Annotated in this window: 16 protein-coding genes; 9 read left to right on the forward strand and 7 right to left on the reverse strand. The window is 71.5% G+C overall.

Annotated features, from left to right (window positions below):
* Positions 1 to 207: 207 nt before the first annotated feature.
* Both CMC5_RS04175 and CMC5_RS04185 read left to right on the forward strand, forming a co-directional pair.
* Positions 208 to 1,086, forward strand: a complete 879-nt coding sequence (locus CMC5_RS04175; RefSeq protein WP_050429200.1) for a hypothetical protein — start codon at positions 208 to 210, stop codon at positions 1,084 to 1,086.
* A 625-nt stretch (positions 1,087 to 1,711) separates the two neighbouring features.
* The gene (locus CMC5_RS04185; RefSeq protein ID WP_050429202.1) at positions 1,712 to 3,211 is read left to right on the forward strand and encodes a L,D-transpeptidase; all 1,500 of its coding nucleotides are present in this window, start codon (positions 1,712 to 1,714) and stop codon (positions 3,209 to 3,211) included.
* Positions 3,212 to 3,283: 72 nt separating this feature from the next.
* Here CMC5_RS04185 and CMC5_RS04190 read toward each other — a convergent pair whose 3' ends face one another.
* Together CMC5_RS04190 and CMC5_RS04195 are read right to left on the reverse strand one after the other, a co-directional pair.
* Positions 3,284 to 3,895 carry a hypothetical protein gene (locus CMC5_RS04190; RefSeq protein WP_050429203.1) on the reverse strand — a complete coding sequence of 204 codons (612 nt, stop codon included), beginning with the start codon at positions 3,893 to 3,895 and terminating at the stop codon, positions 3,284 to 3,286.
* Positions 3,892 to 4,479 carry an RNA polymerase sigma factor gene (locus CMC5_RS04195; RefSeq protein WP_050429204.1) on the reverse strand — a complete coding sequence of 196 codons (588 nt, stop codon included), beginning with the start codon at positions 4,477 to 4,479 and terminating at the stop codon, positions 3,892 to 3,894. Before CMC5_RS04195 ends, CMC5_RS04190 begins: the two co-directional genes overlap by 4 nt.
* 337 nt (positions 4,480 to 4,816) lie before the next feature.
* On the opposite strand from CMC5_RS04195, the gene CMC5_RS04200 reads away from it, so the two are divergent.
* The 5 genes from CMC5_RS04200 to CMC5_RS04220 are packed head-to-tail and all read left to right on the forward strand — an operon-like array spanning position 4,817 to position 13,463.
* Positions 4,817 to 6,457, forward strand: coding sequence for a SulP family inorganic anion transporter (locus CMC5_RS04200; RefSeq protein ID WP_050429205.1), 1,641 nt, complete (start codon positions 4,817 to 4,819; stop codon positions 6,455 to 6,457).
* Positions 6,458 to 6,470: 13 nt separating this feature from the next.
* Complete coding sequence (locus CMC5_RS04205; RefSeq protein ID WP_050429206.1) at positions 6,471 to 9,416, forward strand: YbcC family protein; 2,946 nt, start codon at positions 6,471 to 6,473, stop codon at positions 9,414 to 9,416.
* Positions 9,403 to 10,863: a proton-conducting transporter transmembrane domain-containing protein gene (locus tag CMC5_RS04210; protein ID WP_082362232.1), complete on the forward strand. Its 1,461-nt coding sequence runs from the start codon at positions 9,403 to 9,405 to the stop codon at positions 10,861 to 10,863. Before CMC5_RS04205 ends, CMC5_RS04210 begins: the two co-directional genes overlap by 14 nt.
* Positions 10,860 to 12,311, forward strand: a complete 1,452-nt coding sequence (locus CMC5_RS04215; RefSeq protein ID WP_050429207.1) for a complex I subunit 4 family protein — start codon at positions 10,860 to 10,862, stop codon at positions 12,309 to 12,311. Before CMC5_RS04210 ends, CMC5_RS04215 begins: the two co-directional genes overlap by 4 nt.
* A gap of 33 nt (positions 12,312 to 12,344) precedes the next feature.
* Positions 12,345 to 13,463: a TauD/TfdA family dioxygenase gene (locus tag CMC5_RS04220; RefSeq protein WP_050429208.1), complete on the forward strand. Its 1,119-nt coding sequence runs from the start codon at positions 12,345 to 12,347 to the stop codon at positions 13,461 to 13,463.
* Positions 13,464 to 13,565: 102 nt separating this feature from the next.
* On the opposite strand, the gene CMC5_RS04225 is transcribed toward CMC5_RS04220, so the two are convergent.
* The 5 genes from CMC5_RS04225 to CMC5_RS04250 all read right to left on the reverse strand — a co-directional run bounded on the left by CMC5_RS04225 (position 13,566) and on the right by CMC5_RS04250 (position 20,642).
* On the reverse strand, positions 13,566 to 14,330 hold the full coding sequence (locus CMC5_RS04225; protein WP_156338170.1) for a hypothetical protein: 765 nt from the start codon (positions 14,328 to 14,330) through the stop codon (positions 13,566 to 13,568).
* 30 nt (positions 14,331 to 14,360) lie between these two features.
* On the reverse strand, positions 14,361 to 15,314 hold the full coding sequence (locus tag CMC5_RS04230; protein WP_082362233.1) for an alpha/beta fold hydrolase: 954 nt from the start codon (positions 15,312 to 15,314) through the stop codon (positions 14,361 to 14,363).
* Positions 15,315 to 15,574: 260 nt separating this feature from the next.
* Positions 15,575 to 17,425 (reverse strand): inositol monophosphatase family protein, encoded by a 1,851-nt coding sequence (locus CMC5_RS04240; protein ID WP_050429212.1) that lies wholly within the window; start codon positions 17,423 to 17,425, stop codon positions 15,575 to 15,577.
* Complete coding sequence (locus CMC5_RS04245) at positions 17,422 to 19,665, reverse strand: alpha/beta hydrolase (protein ID WP_156338172.1); 2,244 nt, start codon at positions 19,663 to 19,665, stop codon at positions 17,422 to 17,424. Before CMC5_RS04245 ends, CMC5_RS04240 begins: the two co-directional genes overlap by 4 nt.
* A gap of 203 nt (positions 19,666 to 19,868) precedes the next feature.
* On the reverse strand, positions 19,869 to 20,642 hold the full coding sequence (locus tag CMC5_RS04250; protein ID WP_050429214.1) for an N-formylglutamate amidohydrolase: 774 nt from the start codon (positions 20,640 to 20,642) through the stop codon (positions 19,869 to 19,871).
* 43 nt (positions 20,643 to 20,685) lie between these two features.
* Here CMC5_RS04250 and CMC5_RS04255 point away from each other — a divergent pair, with 43 nt between their 5' ends.
* The gene (locus CMC5_RS04255; RefSeq protein WP_050429215.1) at positions 20,686 to 21,477 is read left to right on the forward strand and encodes a leucine-rich repeat domain-containing protein; all 792 of its coding nucleotides are present in this window, start codon (positions 20,686 to 20,688) and stop codon (positions 21,475 to 21,477) included.
* Between the two features lie 81 nt (positions 21,478 to 21,558).
* Entirely contained in the window at positions 21,559 to 24,453 is a 2,895-nt protein-coding gene (locus CMC5_RS04260) for a DUF2169 family type VI secretion system accessory protein (RefSeq protein ID WP_050429216.1), read from the forward strand.
* The last annotated feature ends 29 nt before the right edge of the window (positions 24,454 to 24,482 follow it).

Below are 24,482 nucleotides of genomic sequence, written 5' to 3' on the forward strand. Positions count from 1 at the left end.
TTCGAAAATTTCTTTGGAAGAAAACGTCCCTTCGCGCGTCTCACATCACGCATCACGCGATGCACTTGTCGGCTCACCCGGCCGAAGCGTGACGTCATGGCGCCTCGACGACCGTCGAGACTGCATCGCCATGGCGTCGACACCGACACAGGAAACAGGCCCAGGGGAAGACCCAGGGACACGTCACGATGAAGGGAATCACTCGACATGACGACCATCGATCTCTCCGCGATGTCTGCGAACGTGCGTCAGGATTACATCCGCATCGGGCGGGGCTTCGGCTCCGTGGCGACGCTCGCTCAGGCCAACAAACACCTTCAAGCGCTCGGGAAATTCGGGGCCGAGCTCACGCGGCATGGGTTCAGCGCAGCGGACGCGGCGCAGCTCGCCAGCGCGCGGGATGCGCTGGAGCGCGCGGCCGTCGATCGGAGCGGTGTGAGGGGAGGCAACAGGACGACGCTCCAGACGCACCGCGAGCTGCTCGCTGCGGCGCGGCGCGAGCGGAGGGCGGCCAGGACCATCGTGCTGGCCACGGCGCGCGCCCTGCGTCAGGGCGGCGTCGAGGCGGACGAGGCGGTCGCGCGCAAGCTCGACGCCGTCCTGATGATCACGCGAAGGAGCCCGGGACGCGTCGGCGAGAAGCTGGCGGAGCAGCTCGAGGTGCTGCTCTCCGTGCTCCGTGACGTCGCAGTGGTGACGGCGACCGCCGATCGAGGGGGGCCACTCACCGTGGCTGCGCTCGACGCGACGCTGGTCAAGCTGCGCGCGAGCAACCAGGAGCATACGGGGGCAGGGACGCGCGTGGAGACCGAGCGGCTCGACATCCTCGATGGCCTCGTGTTGACGCTGATGCGGAACGCGCGCAAGGCGGCCGTCGACGCTGCGGCGCGGCTCGGCTCTCCAGCACTGGCGGCAGCGTTCGAGCTGACCGAGATCTATGGCCAGCCGAGGGCAACGGCCACGACCAGCCCGGCGCCGACGTCGCCAGTGAAGCCGTGTGCCGACGGGCCGCGTCCGGTCAGCCCGTCGGGAGGGACGCCGGCGTCGATGACTCCAGCGTCGATGGCTCCAGCGTCGATGGCGTGATCCCTGGGCGCGCACGTGGCGTGGTCCCTGGGGGTGCCCATGGCGTGATCCCCGGGCGCGTCGACGGCGTGCGCTGAGCCTGGGGCGCACGCCGAGCGCAAACGCGCGGGGTCAGGGGAGAGCTCCTGGCCCCGCACGAGGCCCATCCCTGCGAACCCGAAGCGTTCGTGAGCAGCCGCAACGGAAGCGTACCGGCGCTCGGCCGGCGGTCGCTCGCGGCGAGGCTCGATCGGGTCGACACCGGCATCCGCGCTGCCGCCGATCGTTGACCGCGGTCCATCGTTTCGGTACCCAAAAATGACGAGGACCGCGTCACGCACACCGTGATGCTGGCAAAGACCAAGGTTCGAAGGATCGGGGGATCCAGGATCCTCGAACCCAGCGATGGATGCGCCGAGAGGCGTCGGCGGGACGACCGCGTGCAAGGAGTGGCCATGAGGGCGAAGGGGTTCACCTGGGTCGTTCTGATTTCGGCGGACAGCGCGCTCCAGCCGCCGCAGCCCTGCCATCACGACGCGAGCAGTCCATTATCGGTACGGGTGGCCGAGCCCACCGAGCGGCGCACCCTGCCCCGTCGAGACGCCTGGCCCGAGCGCGAGCGCTGAGGTAAAGCTGGGGCGCGCCGATGCGCTCGCCCCGGATCCTGATCGCCCTGCTGTTCGGGGCCACGGCGTGCCTGGGAAGCAGCGAGCCTCCGGGCCGATCCTCGATGGAGCGGCTCGACCCGCCGGTGCTGTCGCCGCCGCCTCCCGCGCCGCCCGAGCAGGAGGCGGAGATCGTGCCGGTCGAGAGTCCGGACGCGCTGCGGCCAGGGCAAGGGGATCGGCTCGCCAGCACGGCGATGCGCACGTTCGTTCATGCCGAGCCGCGCCGTCGGTCGATGCGCCTCGGGTACCTGCGGGCCGGTACGGTCGTCGAGCGCGCGGCAGCGCCCGCCGGGACCGATGGGTGCAGCAAGGGCTGGTACGCGATCCATCCGCGGGGCTACGTGTGCATCGGCAGGACGGCGAGCCTCGACGTCGACCTCGACGTGGTGCACGCGACGCCGCACGGGCCACTACGCGGTGAGGCGTACCCTTACCGCTACGTGGTATCGCGAAATCCGCCGCCGCACCTCTACGTGCGGCTGCCGACTCCGGCCGAGCAGCGCAAGGTGGAGGGGTACGGAGGTCGGCACGAGAAATCGAGCTGGGAGCTGCGCAACGAGCAGCTGCTCGGTGTGCCGGATCCTCCCACGGAGTACCTGGCCAGCGGGCGTGATCTCCCGAAGCCGTACGGGGCCGAGGAGAAGCTGCGCTATGCGTCGCACCGGGGGCGGGCGCGGCACAACTCGGCGTTCGGGCTGATCTCCACGTTCGACTGGACGGGGCGCCGCTTCGGGCTCACCACCGAGCTGGATCTGATCCCGATCGACCGGACGCGCGCGGTGATCCCGTCGCAGGTGCGCGGGGTGGAGGTGAAGACGGAGGGGACGCCCGCGTTCGTCATGCACCACGGGGTGCGGACGCTGAAGCCCGACGCGGCCGGGGAGCTGCGCCCGGAGGGCTGGGCCGAGCATCGCTCGGGCTGGGTGCTCACCGGGCGGTCGGCGGTGAGCGGGGTCTACGTGGAGACGGACACCGGGCTGTGGTTGCCCGCCTCGGGGCTGCGCATCGCGCAGCTCGGCCGGGATCTGTGGGCGTACGCGAGCCGGGGGCTGAAGTGGATCGACGTTTCGATCGACCGGCAGATCCTGGTCGCGTACGAGGGGACCCGCCCGGTGTTCTCCGCGCTGGTCTCGACCGGGCGCGGAGGGCTCGCCGATCCGGAGACGACCAGCGCGACGGTGCAAGGGACGTTCTTCGTCCAGTCGAAGCACGTGAGCGCGACGATGGATGGGGACGAGGCGAGCGAGAACGCGCGGGACCTGCGGGATGTGCCGTACGTGCAGTACTTCCACAAGGGCTATGCGCTGCACGGGGTCTACTGGCACGACGACTTCGGCAAGGTGAAGAGCAACGGGTGCGTGAACATGTCACCCGCGGACGCGGCCTGGCTCTTCGCGTGGACCGAGCCCGTGGTGCCACCAGCGTGGCACGGGACGATCCACGAGAAAGGCGGGACGCTCGTCTACGTTCACCCGTGAGCCAAGCGCTTCGTTGTTCACCCGTGCGCCGGGCGCTTCGTCGTGCGTGGGCTGACGCGGTTCGCCGGCGGGTCAGTCGCGCACGGCGTTGACCACGAAGCGTTCGCGGACGCGCGCCTCCTTGGACTCGTGGCGCACCTGGATCTCGTAGCGGCCGGGTTCCTGGAAGGCGACGCGCACGGGGGTGCCGCCGCCGTCGCTGTGGGTGAAGCGGTGCACGCAGCGGGGAGCGATGCAGGGGTGTTCGAGGAGGCTCCCGTCCTCGCCGGGCACGCGCACGCTGACGCGCTCTGGCACCTCCAGGTGGACGACCGACGCGCGCCCGGCGTGATGATGGGTCCAGAGGTCGAGCTCGGCCCAGGTCTGCCCCACTTCGTCGAGCCCCACGGCGCGCTCCTCGAAGCGCTCCAGGGCGGCGATGGGATCGCCCTGGTTGCCCGCGAGATGCACGGCGACGGCGAGGGCTGCGAGGGCGGGGACGAGGGCCAGGCCGCCGAAAAGCCAGCGCGGGTTGCCGCGCTGCTGGGTGGAGGCGCCCTCGGTGGCCTCGGTGGGACGACGGGTGGGGAGGGCCGCGAAGGCGCGCGTGACGAGGTCTTCCGAGGGCTCGCGGGCGCGGAGCGCCTGGAAGCCTCGCGCCAGGTCTTCGGGGAGAGGGGGCAGGTCCTGCTCTCGGCGGTTCACGTCGACTCCTCCCGTGCCGGTAGCCCACCCTGGGCGACCATGCGTTCGTACACCTCACGCAGCCGTGCGCGACCGCGCGCATGGCGACTCTTCACCGTACCCTTGGGGATGGAAAGGAGGGCGGCGACCTCGTCGTGGCCCAGCTCTTCGATATCACACAGCACGATGACGGTCCGGAAGTCCTCGGGGAGCTGCTGCAAGCAGGCGAGGACCAGGTCGGTGTCCTCGGCGTGGATGAGCGCGGCGTCGGGGGCCTTCGCGTCGTCGGGGGCGAGGCCGAGCGCTTCGGTGCAGGCGTCCATGAAGCGCTCGAAGAGGCCGCGACGTCGCGCCTCGGTGCGGCGCTGTTCGAGGTACTCGTTCCGCGCGATGCCGCAGAGCCAGCCGGCGAGGTCCGAGCGACCTTCGTAGGTGGCAGCGTTCAGGAACGCCTTCAAGATGGCGTTCTGAAAGAGGTCGTCGGCGCGATCGTGATCGCCGCTGAGCGAGACGCAGTAGCGGTAGAGGCGCGGCAGGACCGGGCGGACCGCGGCCTCGAACTGTGCACGCGTGGTGCCGAGGGTCGAGGAGCGCGGGGCGGTCATGAGCGGCTCGGCACACGCCGGGTGCGTCGGCTGGCGGACTCTAGCCGGGTGCGGACGGATGTCCATCGTCGGCGCTGGAGGCCAGAGGGCCTCAGCCGCACCCAGCGCGATGCAGGACGCAACTGCCATGACGACGGGAGACGGGATGACGGGCCCGACGGTTCCTGGCGGGTGTCACCGTCAGGGGTCGTGGGGGGTCTCGACATGGGGGCGGGGGTTGCCGTCATGAAGACGAAGCGTCGGGAACCGCGCCAGCGCTCGTCCCGTCTCCCGCGCGTTCGAACCGTGGCAGCTGGCGCGCACTGCGCCTCTCTGGCCCGTCGACCCGAAAATTTTCATGGCCAGCACAGAAGTTCCAGTCCAGGCAGCGCCCCCGCTGGGGCCGTCCTGGAAGGCGGATCTCGTCTCGGGCTTTCTCGTCTTCCTCATCGCGCTCCCGCTCTGTCTCGGCATCGCGATGGCGAGCGGGTTCCCACCCGTCGCCGGGATCCTCACGGCCGTCGTCGGCGGCGTCGTCGCCACCTGGGTGGGCAGCGCGCGGCTGACCATCAAGGGGCCTGCCGCAGGGCTCATCGTCATCGCGCTGGGCGCGGTGACCGAGCTGGGCGGGGCCGACGGAGGAGGCTACCGGCGCGCGCTCGCGTGCATCGTCGTCGCCGCAGCGCTCCAGATCGCGCTCGCCCTCGCCCGCGCGGGCAAGCTGGGCGATTTCTTCCCGTCGTCGGTGGTGCACGGGATGCTCGCTGCGATCGGGATCATCATCTTCTCGAAGCAGATCCACGTCCTGCTCGGGGTCGCACCTGCCGCGAAGGAGCCGCTCCATCTGCTCGCCGAGATCCCCGCGAGCCTTTCCCGATTGAACCCGGAGATCGCGCTGATCGGTGCGCTCTCGCTCGCGATCCTCTTCGGCTGGCCCGCCGTCGCGGCGAGGTTCCGCTGGGCGAAGCGTGTCCCTGCGCCGCTCCTGGTGCTGGCCGTATCCATGCCGCTCGCGTACCTCTTCGATCTCGAGCACGAGCACACGTACACCTTCTCCATCACGCACCACGACTACACCGTCGGGCCGAAGTTCCTCGTCAACCTGCCCGGCAACCTGCTCAAGGCCGTCGCGTTGCCCGACTTCAGCCAGATCACGTCGTCGGTCTCGATCAAGTACGTGGTGATGTTCACCCTGGTGGGCAGCATCGAGTCGCTGCTCTCCGCCAAGGCCATCGACGCGCTCGACCCGCAGAAGCGCCGCTCGGATCTCGACAAGGATCTCCTTGCGACCGGCGTGGGGAACCTCATCGCGGGGCTCATCGGTGGCCTGCCGATGATCTCCGAGATCGTGCGCAGCTCGGCGAACATCGGCTACGGCGCGCGCTCTCGCCTCTCAAATTTCTTCCACGGCCTGTTCTTGCTGCTCTTCGTGGCGTTCGCGCCGGGGCTCATCCACCGGATCCCGCTCGCAGCGCTGGCGGCGATGCTGACCTTCACGGGCATCCGGCTGGCGTCCCCGAAGGAGTTCATGCACACGCTCCGCATCGGCAAGGAGCAGCTCGTGATCCTGGCGACGACGACGGTGGTCACCCTGGCGACCGATCTCCTGGTCGGCGTCGCGGTGGGCATCGTGGTGAAGATGCTCATCCACCTCCTCAACGGGACGCCCGTGAAGAGCCTGTTCCGCCCGGAGATCGAGGAGGTCGTCCTGGGGGAGCGGGTCACGCTGCGGGTGAAGCACGCCGCCGTGTTCAGCAACTACCTGGGTCTCAAGCGCCGCGTCGAGGCCCACCCGGACGCGCGGGTGATCGCGATCGATCTCTCCAGCGCGCGCGTCGTGGACCACACGGTGATGACCAACCTGCACGATCTGCGCGCCGCGCTGGAAAGCGAGGGCAAGAAGCTCGATCTCGTCGGGCTCGACGCGCTCCATCAGCTCTCGGCGCATCCGCTCTCGGCACGCAAGAAGGTGCTGCTCGTCTCTGCCCCCTCCCGCTGACCCCCCCACGACCATGAACTCTTCGAACGCTCCAGAACCTCACGCCGTGCCATCGCCCGAGGGGCGCCTCCAGTCGCTCCTCGACCGGGTGGGCCACCTGCTGCCAGCGCAAGGCCCAATCGGCGTCTTCATCCACCACAACACGCTCCACGCCTTCCAGCACCTGCCCTTCCACGAGGCGGTCTCTGCTGCGGGAGCGCTGTTCGGGGCCGAGAGCTACCTCGACGAAGCGGAGTACCGCGGCTTCTTCGAGGGGGGGCGCATCACCGAGGCAGACCTCGATGCGGCGCTGGACGAGTACCTCGACGAGGAGGCGAGGTCGCTCGCTGCGGAGGAGCGCCGGGGAGCGCTCTCCCGTCGCGCCATCGCGCGGCTCGCGCTGCTCCATCCGCTCCGCGCCGAGACGGCGGCGGGGCTCGTCTGGCGTCTGGCGGAGGAGGCAGGGCGTGCGGGGGCGGAGGCGACCCGCGCGCTCTGGGAGGCGTGCCGCGCCGTACCCCTGCCACCCGCGTCGCCTCGGGAGCCGTCGCTCGTCGACCGGGTGGGCATCGACCGGAGCCACCGGGATCTGCTGCTCGCGCTCACGGGGGACGACGCGGCCGAGCGCATCGGCTCGTTCCTGGTGAGGTTTCTGTCGGCGTACCTCGACGAGGGGGTGGCCCACTGGGCGATGCCCGAGCGAGAGCAGGGTCTGTGGGCGGCGTTCGTTTCGATGACGCGGGAAGCGCCGCCCGTCGTGGCGTTTCTTCACGGGCTCGCTGCCGAGATGGAGAGCTGCGCGCGGGAGCGCCTCGCGCCGGCGACCGTCGTGCTCCGTGCGCTGGACGAGCTGGGCGTCGCCGAGGCGCACCAGGAAGCGTACCTGACGCGCGTGCTGCTCGAAGCGCCCGGGTGGGCGGGGATGGTCCACCGGCTGGAGCACCACCCGGGGGATCGGGGGGCCGGGGCGCCGCCGGTCACGCTCGTGGAGCTCGCGGCGGTGCGGCTCACGCTGTCCCGGTACGCCCTGCGCGAGATCGCGCGGCAGCGGCTCGGCTACGAGGGGCCTCTGGCCGAGCTCTCGGAGTGCGTCCGTCGGAGCGTGCGGGGGGCGATGCTGCCCGCACGGTCGCCGGAGCACGAGCGCCCGTACCGGCTGTTCCAGCTCGTCCGGGTGGCAGGGCTGTCGGCGTCCGAGGTGGAGGCGCTGTCGGTGGAAGATCGGATCTGGACGCTCGAGGTGCTGGAGGCTTTGGGCGGCGGCGCGCGGCAGCGGGTGTGGCACGAGGCGTACGAGCGGCATCTCCGGAACGAGGTGATGGGGGCCCTCGCGGCGAACGTGCAGCGCCCGGTCGAGGCGCGGCGGGTGCGTGAGCCCATGCTCCAGCTCGTGTGCTGCATGGATGATCGCTCGTGTGGCCTGCGGCGCCACGTCGAGGAGCTGTCGCCCCACCACGAGACGTTCGGGATCGCGGGCTTCTTCGGTGTGCCCATTCGCTACCGCGGGCTCGATGACGCGGGGTACATGGACCTGTGCCCGCTCGGAGCCGAGCCGGCGTACGAGGTGGTGGAGCGCCCCGTCGAGGAGGCGCTCGGGGTGCGGCGTCAGGGGCATCGTCGAAGGTGGGCTCGCCTGCTGCACGCGCTGCGCCACGGGACGACCACGATGGCGCGTGGGGTGCTGCTCACGCCGACGCTGGGGGTGCTGTCGGTGGTGCCACTGGTGGCGCGGGTGCTCTTGCCGCGCACGACGGCGAAGCTCCAGGCAGCGCTCTCGGCGCGCCTCATGCCACCGCCGGTCACGCAGCTCCACAGCCCCGAGGAGGACGAAGGGCGCGGGGCACTGCGGCGGCTGACCGCGGCAGAGAAGGCGAGCCGCGTCGCAGCGTCGCTGGAGAACCTGGGCCTCGTGCAGGGCTTCGCGCCGCTGGTGGTGGTGCTCGGTCACGGGTCGAAGAGCACGAACAACCCGCACCAGTCGGCGTACGACTGCGGCGCGTGCGGCGGGCGGCTGGGCGGGCCGAACGCGCGGCTGTTCGCGGAGATGGCGAACGATCCGGCGGCGAGGGCGCTGCTGCGGGAGCGCGGGATCGTCATCCCCGAGACGACCTGGTTCATCGGCGGGCTGCACAACACGACCACGGACGGGATCACCCTGTACGACGAGCACCGCGTGCCGGCGTCACACCATGCGGCGCTGCGGGCGGTGAAGGCCGACCTCGACGAGGCGCGCAAGCGCCATGCGCACGAGCGGTGCCGGAGGTTCGCGTCGGCGCCGGCGCGGCTCGACCCGGAGGGGGCGCTTGCGCACGTCGAGGCCCGGGCCGAGGACCTGGGGCAAGCCCGACCGGAGCTGGGCCACGCGACGAACGCGGTCGCGGTGATCGGTCGGCGTGAGCTGACGCGGGGGCTGTTCCTCGACCGGCGCGCGTTCCTGATCTCGTACGACCCGACGCAGGACCCGGAGGGCCACATCCTGGAGCGCATCCTCGCCGCGGCCGGCCCGGTCGGGGCGGGGATCAACCTGGAGTACTACTTCTCTCGTGTCGACAACGCGCGCTACGGGTGCGGCACGAAGCTGCCCCACAACCTGGTGTCGCTGCTCGGGGTGATGGAGGGGACGGCGGGGGATCTGCGCACCGGGCTGCCGCGGCAGATGGTCGAGATCCACGAGCCGGTCCGGCTTCTCCTCGCCGTGGAGACGACGCCCGAGGTGGCCGCGGCCATCTGTGCGCGGCAGCCGGTGGTGCGGGAGCTGGTGGTGAACGGCTGGGTGCAGCTCGTCTGCGTCGACCCGGAGACGGGCGAGATGCAGCGGTTCCGGGCGGGGGGCTTCGAGCCGCTCGCGCTCTCGGTGCCGGCGCTGCCCGAGGTCGCGCGATCCGTCGATTGGTACGGGGGCAAGTCCGGTTTCGTCCCGCCCGCGGTCATCCGCGCTGCGGCTGCGGACCGTCCCGAGGTGTTCCATGTGGCTGCCTGATCTCTTCGTGGGAAAGCTCGCCGCCCTCGCCGTGCTCGCGCCCGCGATCGCGTTCGCTGCGCTGGGCGCGTGGACCTTGCTCCTCCGCGCCCCGAGCGAGCGGGTCGTGTCCCGGGTCGTGCTCTCCGCGGCGAGCTTGTCGGTCCTGTGCTCGCTCGTGGTCTGGGGACGCGCCGTGGCTGCGCCGCATGCCTTCGTGGCCGTGGACGTGGGTCACTGGTTCATGACCCCCCACTACGAGTTCGATCTGGTGCTGCTCGTCGACCGGCTGTCGTCGACGATGATGCTCCTCGTCTCCCTCGTCGTGCTGGTCGTCGGCCGCTTCTCGGTGGCCTACCTGCACCGGGAGCCGGGCTTCACCCGCTTCTTCCTGCTCCTCGCGCTCTTCTCCACCGGGATGCTGGGGCTGGTGTGCGCCGGGACGATCGATCTCTTCTTCGCGGGCTGGGAGCTGGTGGGCGCGACCAGCGTGCTGCTCGTGGCATTCTTCCACGAGCGCGCGGCGCCCGCGCGGGCTGCGGTCCGGGTCTACGTGACCTACCGACTCTGCGATGTGGGTCTTCTCGGCGGCGCGGTGCTCATGCACGAGCTCGCGCACACGTCGAGCTTCGAGATCGTGCTCGGTGGGGAGACGTGGCCAGGGACGGGCGCGGCGCTGGGGCAAGGAGGCGCGACGGCGCTGGCGCTCTGCTTCCTCCTGGCGGCGATGGGCAAGAGCGCTCAGTTCCCGCTCGGGAGCTGGCTGCCGCGTGCAATGGAGGGGCCGACGCCGTCGAGCGCGCTGTTCTACGGCGCGATCTCCGTGCACGCGGGAGTGTACCTCTTGCTGCGCTCGGCGCCGCTGTTGCAGAGCGCGCCCTGGGCGAGCGCTGCGGTGGCGGTGGTCGGAGCGCTGACGGCCCTCTACGGCACCGTGGTGGGGCGGGTGCAGCCCGATGTGAAGAGCGCCCTCGCGCACGCGACGATGTCGCAGGTCGGGATCATGTTCGTGGAGATCGGCCTCGGCTTCTACGGGCTCGCCCTGGTGCACCTGTTCGCGCACGCTTGCCTCCGCTGCCTCCAGCTCTTGCGCGCCCCCTCGGCGCTGCGTGACGCGCAGGAGATCACTGCGGCCCACGCCGGGGCACCGCTGCCGCGGCTCGGCATCGTCGGTCGGCTCTTGCCAGCGAGGTTCGCACGGCGGATGTACTGGCTCTCGCTGGAGCGGTTTCACCTGGAGGCGGTCCAGGAGCGGCTGGTGGCGGCGCCGGTGATGCGTTTCGGCGCGCTGCTCGATCGTGTGGAGCGGCGCTGGGTGGCGGCGCTCGCTGGCCATGGGGGCGCGGTCGGAGGAGGCGGCGGCGAGGCGGGGGCTGCCGGGGTCCGCGGGCAAGGATGTGGGGCGATGGCGCTCGTCGCCTCTCCCCTCCTGAGCGACCGGCGCGAGGTGAGGGAGGGGCGATCATGAGCGCGCTGCTCGTCCTCTCGGCCTTGATCCTCTCCCCGCTGCTCGGTGCGCTGCTGGTCGCGCGCGCGCCGCGTCGCGAGAGCGCCTTCCAGAGGGCGGTGGTCGCCTCGGCCGTCACCCTGCTTCTGGCCTTCGTCCCGTTGCTGCTCTTCCGAGAGGGGCGGGTGGAGGCGCTGGGGCCGCGGCTGCCGTTCGTGCGCGCCGGGCTGCACCTCGGCCTCGATGGCTACAGTGTGGTGCTGCCGCCCCTCGTCGCGGGCATGCAGCTCGCCCTCCTGGTCGCCGGGCGTCGCGCCGTGCTCGATCGTCAGAAGCTCGGCGCCATGCTGGTCACGGCGAGCGCGACGCTCGCGGTGCTGTGTGCGCGGGACCTGGCGCTGTTCGGGGTGGCCTGGGTGGCGACGCTCCTGCCTGGGGAGCGGCTGATCGCGAAGCAGGAGTCGCGTGACCCGCTCCTGCGGCGCACCTACCGGATCTTCCTCTTCGGCGGGAGCGCGCCGCTCCTCCTCGGCATCGGCCTCATCGCCTGGCTCGCAGGTCGCCAAGGGGGCAGTGCGATCTTCGATCTCGACGAGCTTCAGCGCGTCGGCCTCCCTGCTGGCTGGCAGCCGGTGATCTTCGCACTCCTCGGCATGGCGGTGCTCATGCGTCGTGCGGCCGTGCCGTTCCACGGCTGGCTCCCCGTCCTCCTGGAGCGAGGACCACTCGGGGTGGCGCTCTTGCTCGCGCAGGCGCAGGTCGGCATCCACCTGCTCCTGCGGGTCGCGGTGCCGCTCTTGCCCGAGGGCTGCTCGGTGGGCATGCCCCTCATCGCGGCGCTGGGGCTCGTGAGCCTCTTGCACGGCGCGGTGCTCGCGCTGGTGCAGACCGACCTGCGCCGGATGCTCGGCTACCTCATCTCCAGCCAGAAGGGGATGGTGCTGCTCGGCGTGGCCTCGATGACCCACGAGAGCGTGAGCGGCGCGCTCCTCCAGGGCATCGGCTCGGTCATCGCGTTGACCGGGCTCGCCATCGTGGTCTGGGCGGTGGAGTCGCGCACGGGCACCGCCGACATGCGGCAGCTCGGCGGCCTGGTGATCCGCATGCCCCGCACGGCGGCCTTCTTCTTCCTGCTCGGCTGCGCGGGCATCGGGTTTCCTGGCGCGCTCACCTTCGTCAGCGAGGACCTGCTCATCCATGGCGTGCTGCATGCACACCCCTTGCTGGCGGCCTTGATGCTGCTCTCCACGGCGATCAACGGGATCACGCTCTTCCGCGCGTTCCAGCGGACCTTCCTCGGTCCGGCGCCGCGCGATCGCCACGCCACCGTCGAGGCGCTGCTCCTCCGGGAGCGGGCGGTGCTTCTTGCGCTGCTCTGTCTCACCGTGGCCCTCGGGGTCGCGCCCTCGGGGCTTCTGTCGCTGCGAGAGCCCGTGGTCGATCAGGTGGTGGCTCACCTCCACCCGTGACGAGCGGCGCAGGTCCTGCTCCAATCACGGCCGATGCCTCTCGATGCTCCCCCCCTGGAAGGTCCCTACGACGTGGCGCCCCTCGACGAGCGGGGGTTGCCGCTGGTCATCGCCGCCCGCGCGCAGCGTGCCCTTCCGCCGCTGATCGAGTGGATCGAGGCGCGCAAGGAGGCGCTCCGCGCGCGGCTCCGCGCCCACGGGGCCCTGCTCCTGCGTGGCTTCGAGGTGCGGGAGCCCCAGGACTTCGAGCGCGTGGCCCGCGCCATCGATCCCGAGCTCTCCAGCGAGTACATGGGCACCTCGCCGCGCAAGGCGCTCACCGACTACGTGTTCACCGCGAGCGAGCTGCCAGGCTTTTACCCGATCCCGCAGCATTGCGAGATGACCTTCACGGCGCGGCCTCCGCGGCGGCTGTTCTTCTGCTGCACGATCGCGCCCGAGGCGGGAGGGGAGACCCCGCTCTGCGATTTCCGGAAGGTGCTCGCCGACCTGCGCCCCGACGTGCGAGAGCGGTTCGAGCAGCGTGGTGTCCGCATCGTGCGCAACTACGGCGCGCCGATCGCGGAAGCCGAAGGGGAGAGTGGGGTGGGGCTCTCCGCGCGTGTCCAGCGCTTCAAGCGGAAGCTCGATCCGTGGCAGCTCAAGAGCTGGGACGAGATCTTCGGCACGACCGATCGGGCCGAGGTCGAGGCGAAGTGCAGCGTCGAGGGGTTCCGGCCGACGTGGCTGCACGGAGGCGGGCTCCGGCTCACCAGCGAGCACGACGCGGCGCGGGCGCACCCGGAGACCGGCGAGCGGGCCTGGTTCAACCACGTGCAGGTCTTCCACCTGTCGACCGCCGTCTCGGAGTACCGACGCCTGTTCGCGCGGCAGCGTGCGCCGTGGCTGCTCGGCATGTGGCAGGTGAGCCGCGTGCTCAGCGCGGCGCAGCGGCGGCTGCGGCGCTCGGACGAGCTGACGATGCATTGCACCCACCGTGACGGCGGCGAGATCGCCGAGGCGGATCTGGAGCACGTGCGCGACGTGATCTGGTCGAACCTGGTGGTGTTTCCCTGGCGCAAAGGAGACGTGGTGGCGATCGACAACGCCGTCGTGGCCCACGGCCGCATGCCGTACCGTGGCCCGCGCGAGGTGCTCGTCGCCTGGGCGTGAGCGGCTTGGTCGAGGACTGGCCGCGGACCGGCCGAGGAGCCTGGCCGCGGACGGCAGGACGTCACGGAGGGGGGAGGGCGGCGCGGTGAGAGCGCCAGGTCGTCACGGGGGGGCGGCGGAGGGGGCGGGGGGCACGGCCGAGAAGGGGACCGACGGCATGCCGCCCGTGTACGGGCCGAGCTTCGCTCCGGTCGGCGCGTAGCGCTCGGAACACTGGCTGCTCGTGCCGCCGTGCTTGCTGGTGGAGCCATGCTTGCTGGTGGAGACGATGACGCCGAAGTCGCCACCCGGGAGTCCTCCGCCGCGGAGGTAGGCGCTGGCGACCTGGTCGCAGGTGGGCGCCTTGGCCGCGTTCTCGACCGTGCAGACGATCAGGGTCGGGATGGGGGAGGGGCCGCGGGCGGCGATGCCGGCGTCGAACTGATCCATGGCGGTGAGGAGCCTGTCGATGTCGAGGGCCATCGCGGGTCGGCACCCGAGCCCGACGACCGCCTTCACCCCGGGTGCCTTGGCGGCGTCTGCCATGACCTGCGCGGACTCGCCGACGGCGCGGGCTCCCTGCCCGACGACCCGCAGCACGGACTTGCCCGGCTTGGAGGTGGCGAACCAGTACGTGCTCCCCGCCACGAGGGCCATGCCGCCGAGGGTGACGACGCCCAGCAGGACCGCCGCGACGAGGCAGCAATTCCGGCCCCCGTTCGGTTTCGAGGGAGGATTGACGTAGAGGGGGGGCTGCGGCGGGGCTGGCGCTCCGGGGTAGGGCGGCCCAGGGAGGCCAGCATGGCCTTGCGGCGCAGCGTGGGCGTGAGCGGGGGAGCCAGCGAGAGAAGGTGAGCCGGCGTAGGGAGGTCCGGGCGGGAGGGGCATACGCGCTGCGGCGCAGGGTACACCGCCCGTTCACTGTGATGGGAGCGCGCTCAACCGGTCGACCGACGGGGGATCTTCGCGTGACTTGCCGAGGAAGAGCTCGCGCAAGCGCCGGTTCACGTGTTCGGCGTGCTCGCGCATCGAGGGGTGACCCGGGAGGTGCTCCAGCCGGCAGCGCGAGTACCAGTGGCGGATGAGATCGTGCCAGGTCGATGGGAAGGTCGGGCCGCCGTGGTTGAGGAAGAACGTGATGGGGCAGTCCGAGGGGCTGCGCCCCACGCTGTCCCACGCGGTGCTCGCGGCGCCGAAGTTGGCGCGGTGGTAGTTGAGCCCCCCCTGGATGTTGCCGGGCTTCAGGAAGTTGTCGAGGTAGATCTCCCGCTCCTCACCTTGCAAGCGGCGCCGGTCGTCGGAGCCGCTCGACAGGTAGTGCTCGAAGAAGCTGCGGCAGGCATCCCGGTGGATGCCGTGGTGGGCTTCGAGGTGCTCGGGCTCGTGGAGCTGCATCCCGAGAGGGTCGGGGAAGGCACTGTCCGGAGACGCGTCGCCCTCGAGCGCGCGCGCGTTGAAGCCGGGCGCGATCGGGTTCAAGACGGCGGCGCGGATCATGCGACCGCGGTGGCGCCGCAGCAGTTTGTGCACGACGAGCGCCGCCCAGTCCCGGCCGACGACGCAGACGCGCGCTAGGTCGAGATGATCGAGGAGCTGGATCACGTCGTCGACGACGTGGTCCACGTGGAAGAGGTCGACGCAGGAGAGGTCGGGCTTCTCGGAGTTGCCGTGGCCCCTCAGGTCGGGCGCGATGACGTCGAAGTGCTCGGCGAGTGGACCGACGTGCCGGTGCCATTCCCACCAGAAACCCGGCCATCCATGCAGGAGCAGAAGCGGAAGCCGACCTCGACGTCCCTCGCGGACGTAGTGGATGCGGATGCCATCGAGCTGCGCTTCGTGGTGAAGATACGCCTCGGGACGTCGAGCGGTCATGGGCCCCCCCTTTCGCGTGACGCCCTCTCAGCGTACACGCGGATCCACAGCTTTCCAGGTGACTCGGGCGCTTCCGAGCACGAGCGGGACGACACCGAGGGAAGAGAGAGCGTCCGCGGGGTCAATTTTCTGTCAGCGAGTGCTCCGGGCTGCATGCCCCGGGCGCGCGTCGCCGGTGGCACGAGCGCCCTCGAGGTGGCGGTGCCCGGGCCACCGCGGTGCGATGGCTTCGGCGCGCGAGCGTCAACGGCGTGAGGGATTCAGCGCCCGGTGAGCAGCAGCGCTTCGGCGAGCAAGAGCGCGTCCACGGGCCAGAACTCCGCGGGTCGGATCCGGGACGCTCTGGCCTCGGCCACGGGACGACAGGTCAGCACGAGACGACGCCAGCGCGCCGGGATGGCATCGCGTCCGTGCACGGCACCGAGCAAGGCGCCCGCGACGGCGGTGTTGGTGTCGGCGTGAGCGCCCTCCCGGGCCGTGGCGATGACGCCCGCTTCGAACGACGGCGCGCGGAGGAGGTGATGGAAGGCATTCTGCAACGCGACGAGGACCCACCCGGCGTCGGCAGAGAAGAGTTTGGGCGGGGTGTCGGCCGCAGCGGACAGCGCCTTCATCACGGGCTCGCTCCCCCCCCGCGCCGCCTCGTCGCGGGCCGCAGCGTAGGCCCCTTCGACCCCCTCGCCGCCGATGGCCGCAGCGATCGCCGCCACGTACGCCGCGCAGGCCTCGCGGCAGACGGGGTGAGGGTGGGTGAGGGCGCTGTCTTCACGGGCCCAGGTGGCGGCCTCGCGTGGGCGTCCGGCGCCGAGGATCCCGAGGGGCGAGACGCGCATCAGCGAGCCGTTGGACTGGCTCTCCGGATCGGCGGTGGCGAGTGCGGCGGCGAGCGCGTCCTCGCTGGTATCGGAGAGCGCGGCCGCGCCGAGGGCGCGTCGGGTCGTGCAGCCCATGTCGAAGGGGCGCGAGCGATACCAGTGCAGGTACGCATCCAGGGCTGCGCCGGGCGCGTAGGCGTGGAAGGCCACCACGGAGCGCGCCAGCATCAAGGCCATCTCGGAGCCGTCGGTGGGCTGACCGGCGAGGGTGCTCCAGAGGCCGCCATCCTGCAGATCCAGCCCTGCCGGGTAGCGCTCCGGGATGTCGTCCTTGTGCGCGAACTCCACGAGGGAGCCGAGGGCATCGCCCGTGAGCTGCCCGAGCAGGCACCCCTGGGCGCGCCGCAAGCGCCCCGCATCGGAGACCAGGCGTCCCGGGGTCGGCCTGAGGGGACCATAGGAAGCGTGCGGCACCGTGGGCGGGCGCTGCGGCGGAGCGAACCGCCGACCGAGCAGCTCACGGACCGCAGCGGGCGCACCCGCGAAGCAGCGCTCGGCGCTGACCTCGCCGAGCGGCCCGTAGGTGATCGGCTGTCCGCTCCCGTCGACGATCTCGCCACCGGCGGCGCGGACCAGCGCGTGTCCCGCGGCGATGTCCCAGCTCCGGCAGGCGCCGAACACCGCGGCCGCCACCCCGTCGCCGGCAGCGACCAGCGCGAGCCGGTACGCGATGCTGGAGAGCGGCTGGAAGCGCGCCGGGGCGATCGACGCCGTGACCTCCGGGGTGAACGGCTCGGCGGCGCCCGAGATGAACACCACGTCGTAGCGGCCCAGCCCGCGCTCGCCGAGGTCCCCAGCGATGGGCGCTCCGTTGCGGCAGACGGGGCCGAGCCCCTCGGCCCAGGTGAAGAGGTCCCCGTCGTCGTCGGGTGAGGCGTAGGCGAAGATGACGCCGAGCACGGGCGCGTCGTTCCGGGTGAGCGCGATGGATACCGACGCCACCCTGGAGCCCTGGAGAAAGGCCCGGGTGCCGTCGTTGGGATCCACGATCCAGCAATGAGAAGGGTCCTCGCCGGAATGGCTGCCCGTCTCCTCGCCGAGGAACGAGAACGGCGTGGCCCCGGTGAGGCGCTCGCGCAGGAGGTGCTCGACTTCCTTGTCGATGGGCGCGTGCCCGCCCTGCCCCGTGGCGCCACCTGGACGATGCAGCTCTGCTCTCAGGCGCTCCCCTGCGGCGAGCGCGGCTTCCCTGGCCAGCGCGAGCGCGCCCCCGTAAGACCTGGCCTCTGTGCTCAACGGGCCTCCACGTGCACCTGGAGTTCGAGTTCCGCGAGTTCGGTGAGGGAGGCGTCGCCGGAGAGCCAGGCGAGGTGGTCCTCGCCGCGGAGGTAGTGGGTGAAAAACGCGGTGACGTACGCCTTCGCGATCTGCTGCTGCGCGCGTCGTGGCAGGGCGGAGGCGCCTCCCGATGGGGCCTGGAGGTCGAGCGAGGTGGTGTAGCCGTAAGGGGTCACGCCGGGCACGGTGACCAGGTGGCGAGGGGCCGGCACGGTGTCGGCAAGGGCGCTGGACGCGTGCGGGCGCTCGGGCAGGCTGCCGTCCGTGAGGCTGCGCAGCTCCAGGGTCGGTGGCAATCCGGCGAGGTGGTGGCCGCTCTGCGCCGCGTCAGGGGGCGCGAGCAGGGCCACGGCGCGCACGTCGAACAAGCTCTCTCGGTCGAGGGCGAGGCCCAGGGCCGCTGTACCACCGAGGCCGTGGCCGAGGAGCCCGACGCGCTCGAAGTCGGCGAGCAGAAGTCCTCGCGAGCCTGCGCGGAGGTGCGCCAGCGCGTCACGCAGCGCTGCGGCGCGACGGACGGGGCCCTCTTCGGGCGTGAGCCACGACAGATCGGGCGCGATGACGACGAAGCCGTGGCGCGCCAGGTGGGCCATGAGGCCGGAGAGCTGGCGGTAGTCCTGGGTCGTGTCGTCTCGGCCTCCCTCGCCCTGGAGGCGCCTCGTGTGGGCCAGCGCGACCACGGGGAACGGCGCCTCTGTGGCGACGGCCGCGCCTTCTCCGCTCGCCTGTGCCGGGTAATAGAGCAGCGCCGTCATGCGCTCCGGGCTCTGGTACACGAGGCCCTCGAAGGGTCGGGCGTCGGCGTAGCAGGCGTCCTCCGAGAGCGGGACGTCGGTGAGGCGGCGGAAACCGGCGGCATGGCGGCCAGCGCGGAGCGGCGAGGGGACCGCGGGGGATGAGGCTCGGACGTGGGGGACGGGCTCTGGCTTCGTGACCTGCGCGGTGTGCGAAGGTGTAGCGCTCGTGGCGGGCGCGATGTGCGAAGGCACCGCGCTCGTGGCGGGCGCGGTGGAGGGCGACGGGGCCGCGTGCGGAGGCGTGGTCTCCGAGGGGGGTGATCCCGTCGGCGGCTCGAACACCGCCTCCTGGCGCATCGTGGAGGAGGGGGCCGCGCTTTCGGTCGGCATCGAGGGGGCCTCGGGGAGCCGGATCGAGGAGGGGCCGCCCGGCGTCGCCGTCGGTCCAGGTGTCGGGCGCGGCGGAGGCATCGACGAGAAGATGGCGCGCCGGAACCAGCCCGCCGTGTCGCGGGAGAAATGGGCCACGTGATCCCCGGCGACGACGACCGCTTCGAGACGCGAGGGCGGTCCTCCGGCACGCTGGAGCAGCGACACCTCGGCGCATCGCCCGAGTTCGGTCGCGAAGATCTGAGGCCCACGCCAGGGCAACGCCGGGTCGTCGTTGTCGCGGACCCAGTGCCCCACACCGGCGACCTTCAGCGGCGCGACCAGCTCGAAGTGCCCACGCTTGCCCGTTCTGCCTTGAAGCAGGGCCGGACGCCCGCTCACGCCCGACAGGATCTCGGTGGGCTCGCTCCACACCCGGTCCGGGCCGCACCAGCAGTGCATCAGCGTGTCCCCACGGCGCGCGATCACCTCCAGGTGGCCAGCGCCGCCGAGGTTGCTCTGCACCAGCGCCACCGCATCGAGCCGCCCCACACCAGCGCCGATGAGCACGGGGCCGCGCCAGGGCAAGCCCGACGTGTCGTTGTCGCGGACCCAGTGGGCGAGGCCGCCGGCCGAGATCGGCGTGACCAGCTCGAAGCAACCCCGGTGACCCCACGTACCCTGGATGAGCGCAGGAGCGCCCGTCACGCCCGAGGTCAGCGGGTACGCGCTGCTCCACGTCGCGCCGAGTTCCGCCGGGCGCCAGAAGAGCGCGAGCCGATCGCCGGCACGCGCCGCGACCTCCAGGTTCCCCGGGTCGCCGAAGTTGCTGCGGATGAGCGACACCGCGTCGACGGGCCCGAGCTCTGCCCCGAAGGTGTTCACGTAACGCCACACCGGCGGATCACTGGACGTATCGAGGACGTGGTGGGCGATGCCATAAGGCGGACCGTCGAGCGGCACCAGCAGCTCGGCCCCGTCCCGTCCAGCACCATCCTGGAGAAAGAAGCCGCCACGACCGGCGCTCTGGACGAAAAAGCCGCTGTTCCTGATGGGCATGGCGCAGACCCGACGCTGCTTCGACGGGGGCACGCAGCATAGCCTCCGCGGCTGCATCCCGGGAGCATGATCAACCGGCCGAGCGCGCATCGAGCGGCCACGAAGCGTGCCCTTCCCCGCCGCGCGAGGCCGTCAGCGTCACGTTGAGGACCGTGGAGCCCGCTCGACGTCGAGCGCAGAAAGATCCGACAAAGGGCGCGTGGTTCACCCTCGCGCGACGAGGGACGCGCGAGGGACTACCCGAGCACCCGGGCGAGGCGCTCCGACCATTCGGCGATCCCTGCCGAGTCCGCCAGCAGATCTTGCCGGATCTCGAAGAGCACCGCTGGCAGCCCGCGCGCGTCGCCGAAGTAGGGCACGGTGTGATCACCGTCCAGCGTGGGCTGGTACGGCTCGTTGTCGCCCACCTCGGGGACCTCCTCGCGCAGCCGCTCGATCAGCCCCTGGGCGAACTCGCGCGCCCCGAGGGACAGGACCGCGCACTGCCAGCGTCGGGCAATGCCGAGGAACACCGGCGTGAAGCTGTGCACCCCGATCACGGCGGTGGGCCTCCCTTCCGCTTGCCGCCGGTCCAGGTGCTGCGTCACGGCGTCGCGGAACGGCTCGAAGAGGGCGCGCCACCGCGCCGCACGCTCTCCCTCGGGCAGGCCGACGTTCCCCGGGATGTCCGTGCTCTCGCTGACCTCCACGATCGACGTCGGCGAGTGCCGAGGGCGGTTGCAGTCGATCACCAGCCGCGAGTAGTTCGTCATGAAGAGCGGCGCATCGAGCCGCTCGCCGAGGGCCCGCGCGAGCTGCGCCGCCCCGAGATCCCAGGCGATGTGACGTTCGAGTTCCGCGGCCGTCAGGCCCAGATCCCCGACCCGGCGCGGCAGCCGGTTCGAGGCGTGCTCGCAGACGAGCACGTACCTGGACGTCCCGCCCTCGTTCACCACCTCCACGGGCGCCGGCTCGTCCGGCCCGAGGAAAGGTTCATCGCTCGTGGACTGCTGCGCTGACGGCTCCCGCATCGACCCTCCACGTTCGTCGCAGAGCCTAGTAGCATGCGCCTCGATGCGCCACCGACCCGCCCTCCTCGCCCTCACCCTGACGCTCGCGCTCCCCGCGCTGCTCGCCGCGTGCGACGGCGAAAAGCCCTCCGCGTCGACGGCTGCGACGAGCACCGCGACGGCAACCGTGGCCGCTGCGCCTGCGCCCACGCCCACGCCGAGTGCCGAACCCGCGCCTCCGCCCAAGAAGAAGGAGGTCGTGTGCAGCAAGGACGCGGTCATCTCCTTCCCGGACGCCAACTTCGAGAGCGTCGTCCGCATCCAGGCCCAGAAGCCCACCGGTCAGATCCTCAAGACCGATCTCGCCCGCGTGAAGACGCTGAACCTCACCGAGTCCAAGCTCGACGAGCTGGATCCTTGCATCTTCCAGGAGCTCAAGGCCCTGAAGGGCCTCTACCTCCCACCTGGCAAGATCGACGACCTCTCCCCCCTCAAGAACCTCCACCAGCTCGAGTCGCTGCGCGCGTCGGCGAACCTGGTCAAGGACCTCACCCCCCTGTCGGGCCTCAAGAAGCTCGACCGGCTCGACATCGGCCGCACCCCGGTCGCCGACCTCACGCCGCTCGGCGAGCTGACCAGCCTCACCGAACTCCAGATCGACGAGACCGAGGTGACCGACCTCGGCCCGCTCGCGAAGCTCGAGAAGCTCGAGATGCTCCAGATGAAGCGGACCCGGGTCAGCGAACTCGGCCCGCTGCGCGGCCTGCGCAAGCTCAAGAACCTGTACCTCGAAGGCTCGGCGGTGCGGGACACGACCTCCCTCATGGGTCTGCCGGGGCTCAAGATTCACGAGTGACGTGAAGCACTGACCGGATCGCGGTCCGGCGAGCCGACATCGCGCGCCCCTGCGCGACGAGCTCGCCTATCCTGGAAGGCCATGCCTGGGCTCGACGTCATCTCGCTCTGCCCCTTGCGGGCGACCTCGCTGCTCTGGCGCCGGAGCACCGGCGAGCTGACGCAGACCGTCATCTGCAAGGCGACCTTCGATCTGTTGCCCGGCACCTGCCAGCTCGCCGAGCGCCAGGAGCAGCCGCTCGACGACGACGCCCACTGGAACGACGACCCCTCACGCAGCCTCTACGCGCCCAGCGACCTCGTCCCGTTCAAGGCCAGGGCCGACGTACTCCTCGTGGGCAAGGCGTACGCGCCCCGCGCGCAGCCGGTGCGCTCCCTCGTGGCGCGGCTCGTCGTCGCGGAGATCGACAAGACCGTCGAGGCGATCGTCGACAGGCTCCTCGGCCCCGACGGACAGCTCACCGAGGGACCCTGGTTCACCGCGATGCCGCTCGTCTACGAGCGCGCCTCGGGCGGCCCGGAGACGTGGAACCCCGTGGGCGTCTCCAGCAGCCGACCCGACAAGCAGGGACGCATCCGCCACCCCAACTTGCAGCCCGTGGGCCCCCAGCAGACCGCCACCAAGGTCACCACGCCCCCCACCGCCTTCGGCCCGCTCGCGCCGTCGTGGCCCGCGAAGAGCCGTCTCCTCGGTGCGCTCGGCGCCTCGTGGGGCCCGACCCATCACCTGCGCGCGCCGCTCCCCGAGCGCCTCGACCCTGCCTGGTTCAACGCGGCCCCCTCCGATCAGCAGGTTGCGGTGCTCCGCGCCGACCAGCGCCTCCGCCTGGAGAACCTGAACCGCGACCACCCATTGCTGCTCACCGCGCTGCCGGGCCTCCAGCCCTCGGTCCGGGCCGAGATCCAGGGCGAGCGCCCGCTCGACCTGCGGATGACCTGCGACACGCTCTGGATCGACACCGATCGCGCGGTCTGCACCCTGACCTGGCGTGGCCAGGTGCCCTTGCGCAAGCCCGACATGGCCGGGCGCGTGGTGGTCTCGATCATGGAGACGGGGGCCCGCGACGACGACGAGGACGAGCCGACCCAGGGCCACACCGCCACGGTGCAGGTCGACTTGCCTCGGGACGCAGCCCCTCCGTGGCTCACGTCGAAGCCGGTCTCTGCATCCGCGCCTCCTCCGCCAGGTCCCAGCGGCGTGGCAGCCGGCGCTGCCCTGCGCGCCGCGCTCGGGGGCGCCCCCCTCGGGACGGTCCACCTCGGTGCCAGCACGGCGCCCGCGAGCTTGCAGCCCGTCGCCGCTTCCCTGGGCGCTGCCGCATCCGTTGCGACGACCTCACCTGTACCAGGAGCGCCTGGCGCGTCACCGCCGACCGGCACCGCATCCTCGTCGGGCGCGCCGCCGCCCGCGCCGCCGCTGCTCGACGGAGGGATCACACAGAGCGTGGCGATCCCGCCGCCCGGGTCCCCTTCGCCGTCTCCGGTGGCGTCCGACCTCACGGCTCCACCGCTGACACCGTCCGGGGCTCCTCCCACGCCGTCGTCCGCGAAGCTCGCGTCCGCAGCACCACTGCCATCGGAGGCCCAGGTGCCCTCGTCCGCGCCGCTCCTGCCGTCGCCGCAGGTGCCCTCGTCCGCGCCGCTCCTGCCGTCGATGCAGCTCCCACCATCGGCACAGCTGCCGGTGTCCACCTCGCCGTCCTCGCCCTCGCCGTCTTCGCCAACGCAGGCATCGACGACGCCCCCCGCCTCACCGCTCGTCCCGTCGGCCTCACCCCTCGCGCCTCCCGTCGGCGCGTCCCGATCCCCGCTGGCTTCGCCCCTCCAGGGCGTCACATCCCCGTTGCCTGGCGCTCTCGCGGCGAAACCCACTGCAGCGCCAGCACCGCCACCGCTCGTGAAGCCCTCGCCGAGCGGCACGCCTCCCGCCCAGGTCCAGCCTGAACAGCGCTGGGAACCGCCGAGAGCGAGCGGCGCTGCGCGCACCGTGGGCGAGACCCTTGCGACCTCCGCGGAAGGCGCTTCTCCGGCAGGACCCGGACCTGCGCGCCACCGGGAGCTTTCGGCCAGCTCGCTCGGCGTCCTCGCCGCCTCCAACGCCGCAGCCGAGCCGAACCAAGCGACCCGCATGGCCCACGCCACGTCGCTCCCCGCAGCGTCTCCACCCGCCCCCGCCCGCGCATCCGGTACGCTCGATCTGCTGGAGCTGCTCTGGATCGACCCCCCCTTCGCCGCGAAGATCCGCAAGCAGCCCGACTGGAAGAAGCGCCTCGTCGACGTGGATCCCTTGCCGCGGGACGACGAGCGCGATCCCGAGGCGACGGCCGACAGACGAAAGGCCCGCGATCGTCGTGACGTCACGGCCCTTCTGCGCATTGCCGAGCCAACGGACCCGGAGGCCCTCGAAGCCCTCATCGAGAGCGCCCTCGACGACGGCGCCCTCGCTCCACCGCTCGTCCTCGTCGCGGGAGAGCTGTCGCTGCCGTTCGATCCGGTCGCCACGCTGGAGGCACTCCTCGCCGCCGCCGCCCCCTTCGGACAAGGAGACAAGCGCCTCAAGGAGACGATGGACGCGGTGGTCGCGCTCCTCGACACCCCTGGCATGTCCCGCGCCGGCAGCGTCGCCGAGTCCCTCTCGACGCGCGTCCGAGATGCCTTCACCCAGGCCTACCGCTCTCTCTCTCCGAGCTTCCTCGACGAGCACGCCGAGCGCACCCTGCTCGAGCAGCGCGCACACCAGAAGCGCACCCTGCTCGGGCAATCCTGGCTGCGGGGCTTGCTCACGCCGGCGCCCGGACAGAGCCCGATCCCGACCTACCTGCCCGAGTCACTCTCGACCGAGTTGCCGATGTACCAGCGCTTCAAGGTGCGCCTCGTAGCCGAGGCGAGGCTTCAGCTCGATCAGCTCGAACAGCACCCCATCGCCTTGCGCGCCGTGGCCCTCGCGCGTCTCGTCCCGCGCACGAAGCGCCCCTGACCTGCAGGCCGGGGGCGCGTGCCCTGCCA

Source organism: Chondromyces crocatus, assembly GCF_001189295.1.
In the GTDB taxonomy this organism is placed as follows: domain Bacteria; phylum Myxococcota_A; class Polyangia; order Polyangiales; family Polyangiaceae; genus Chondromyces; species Chondromyces crocatus.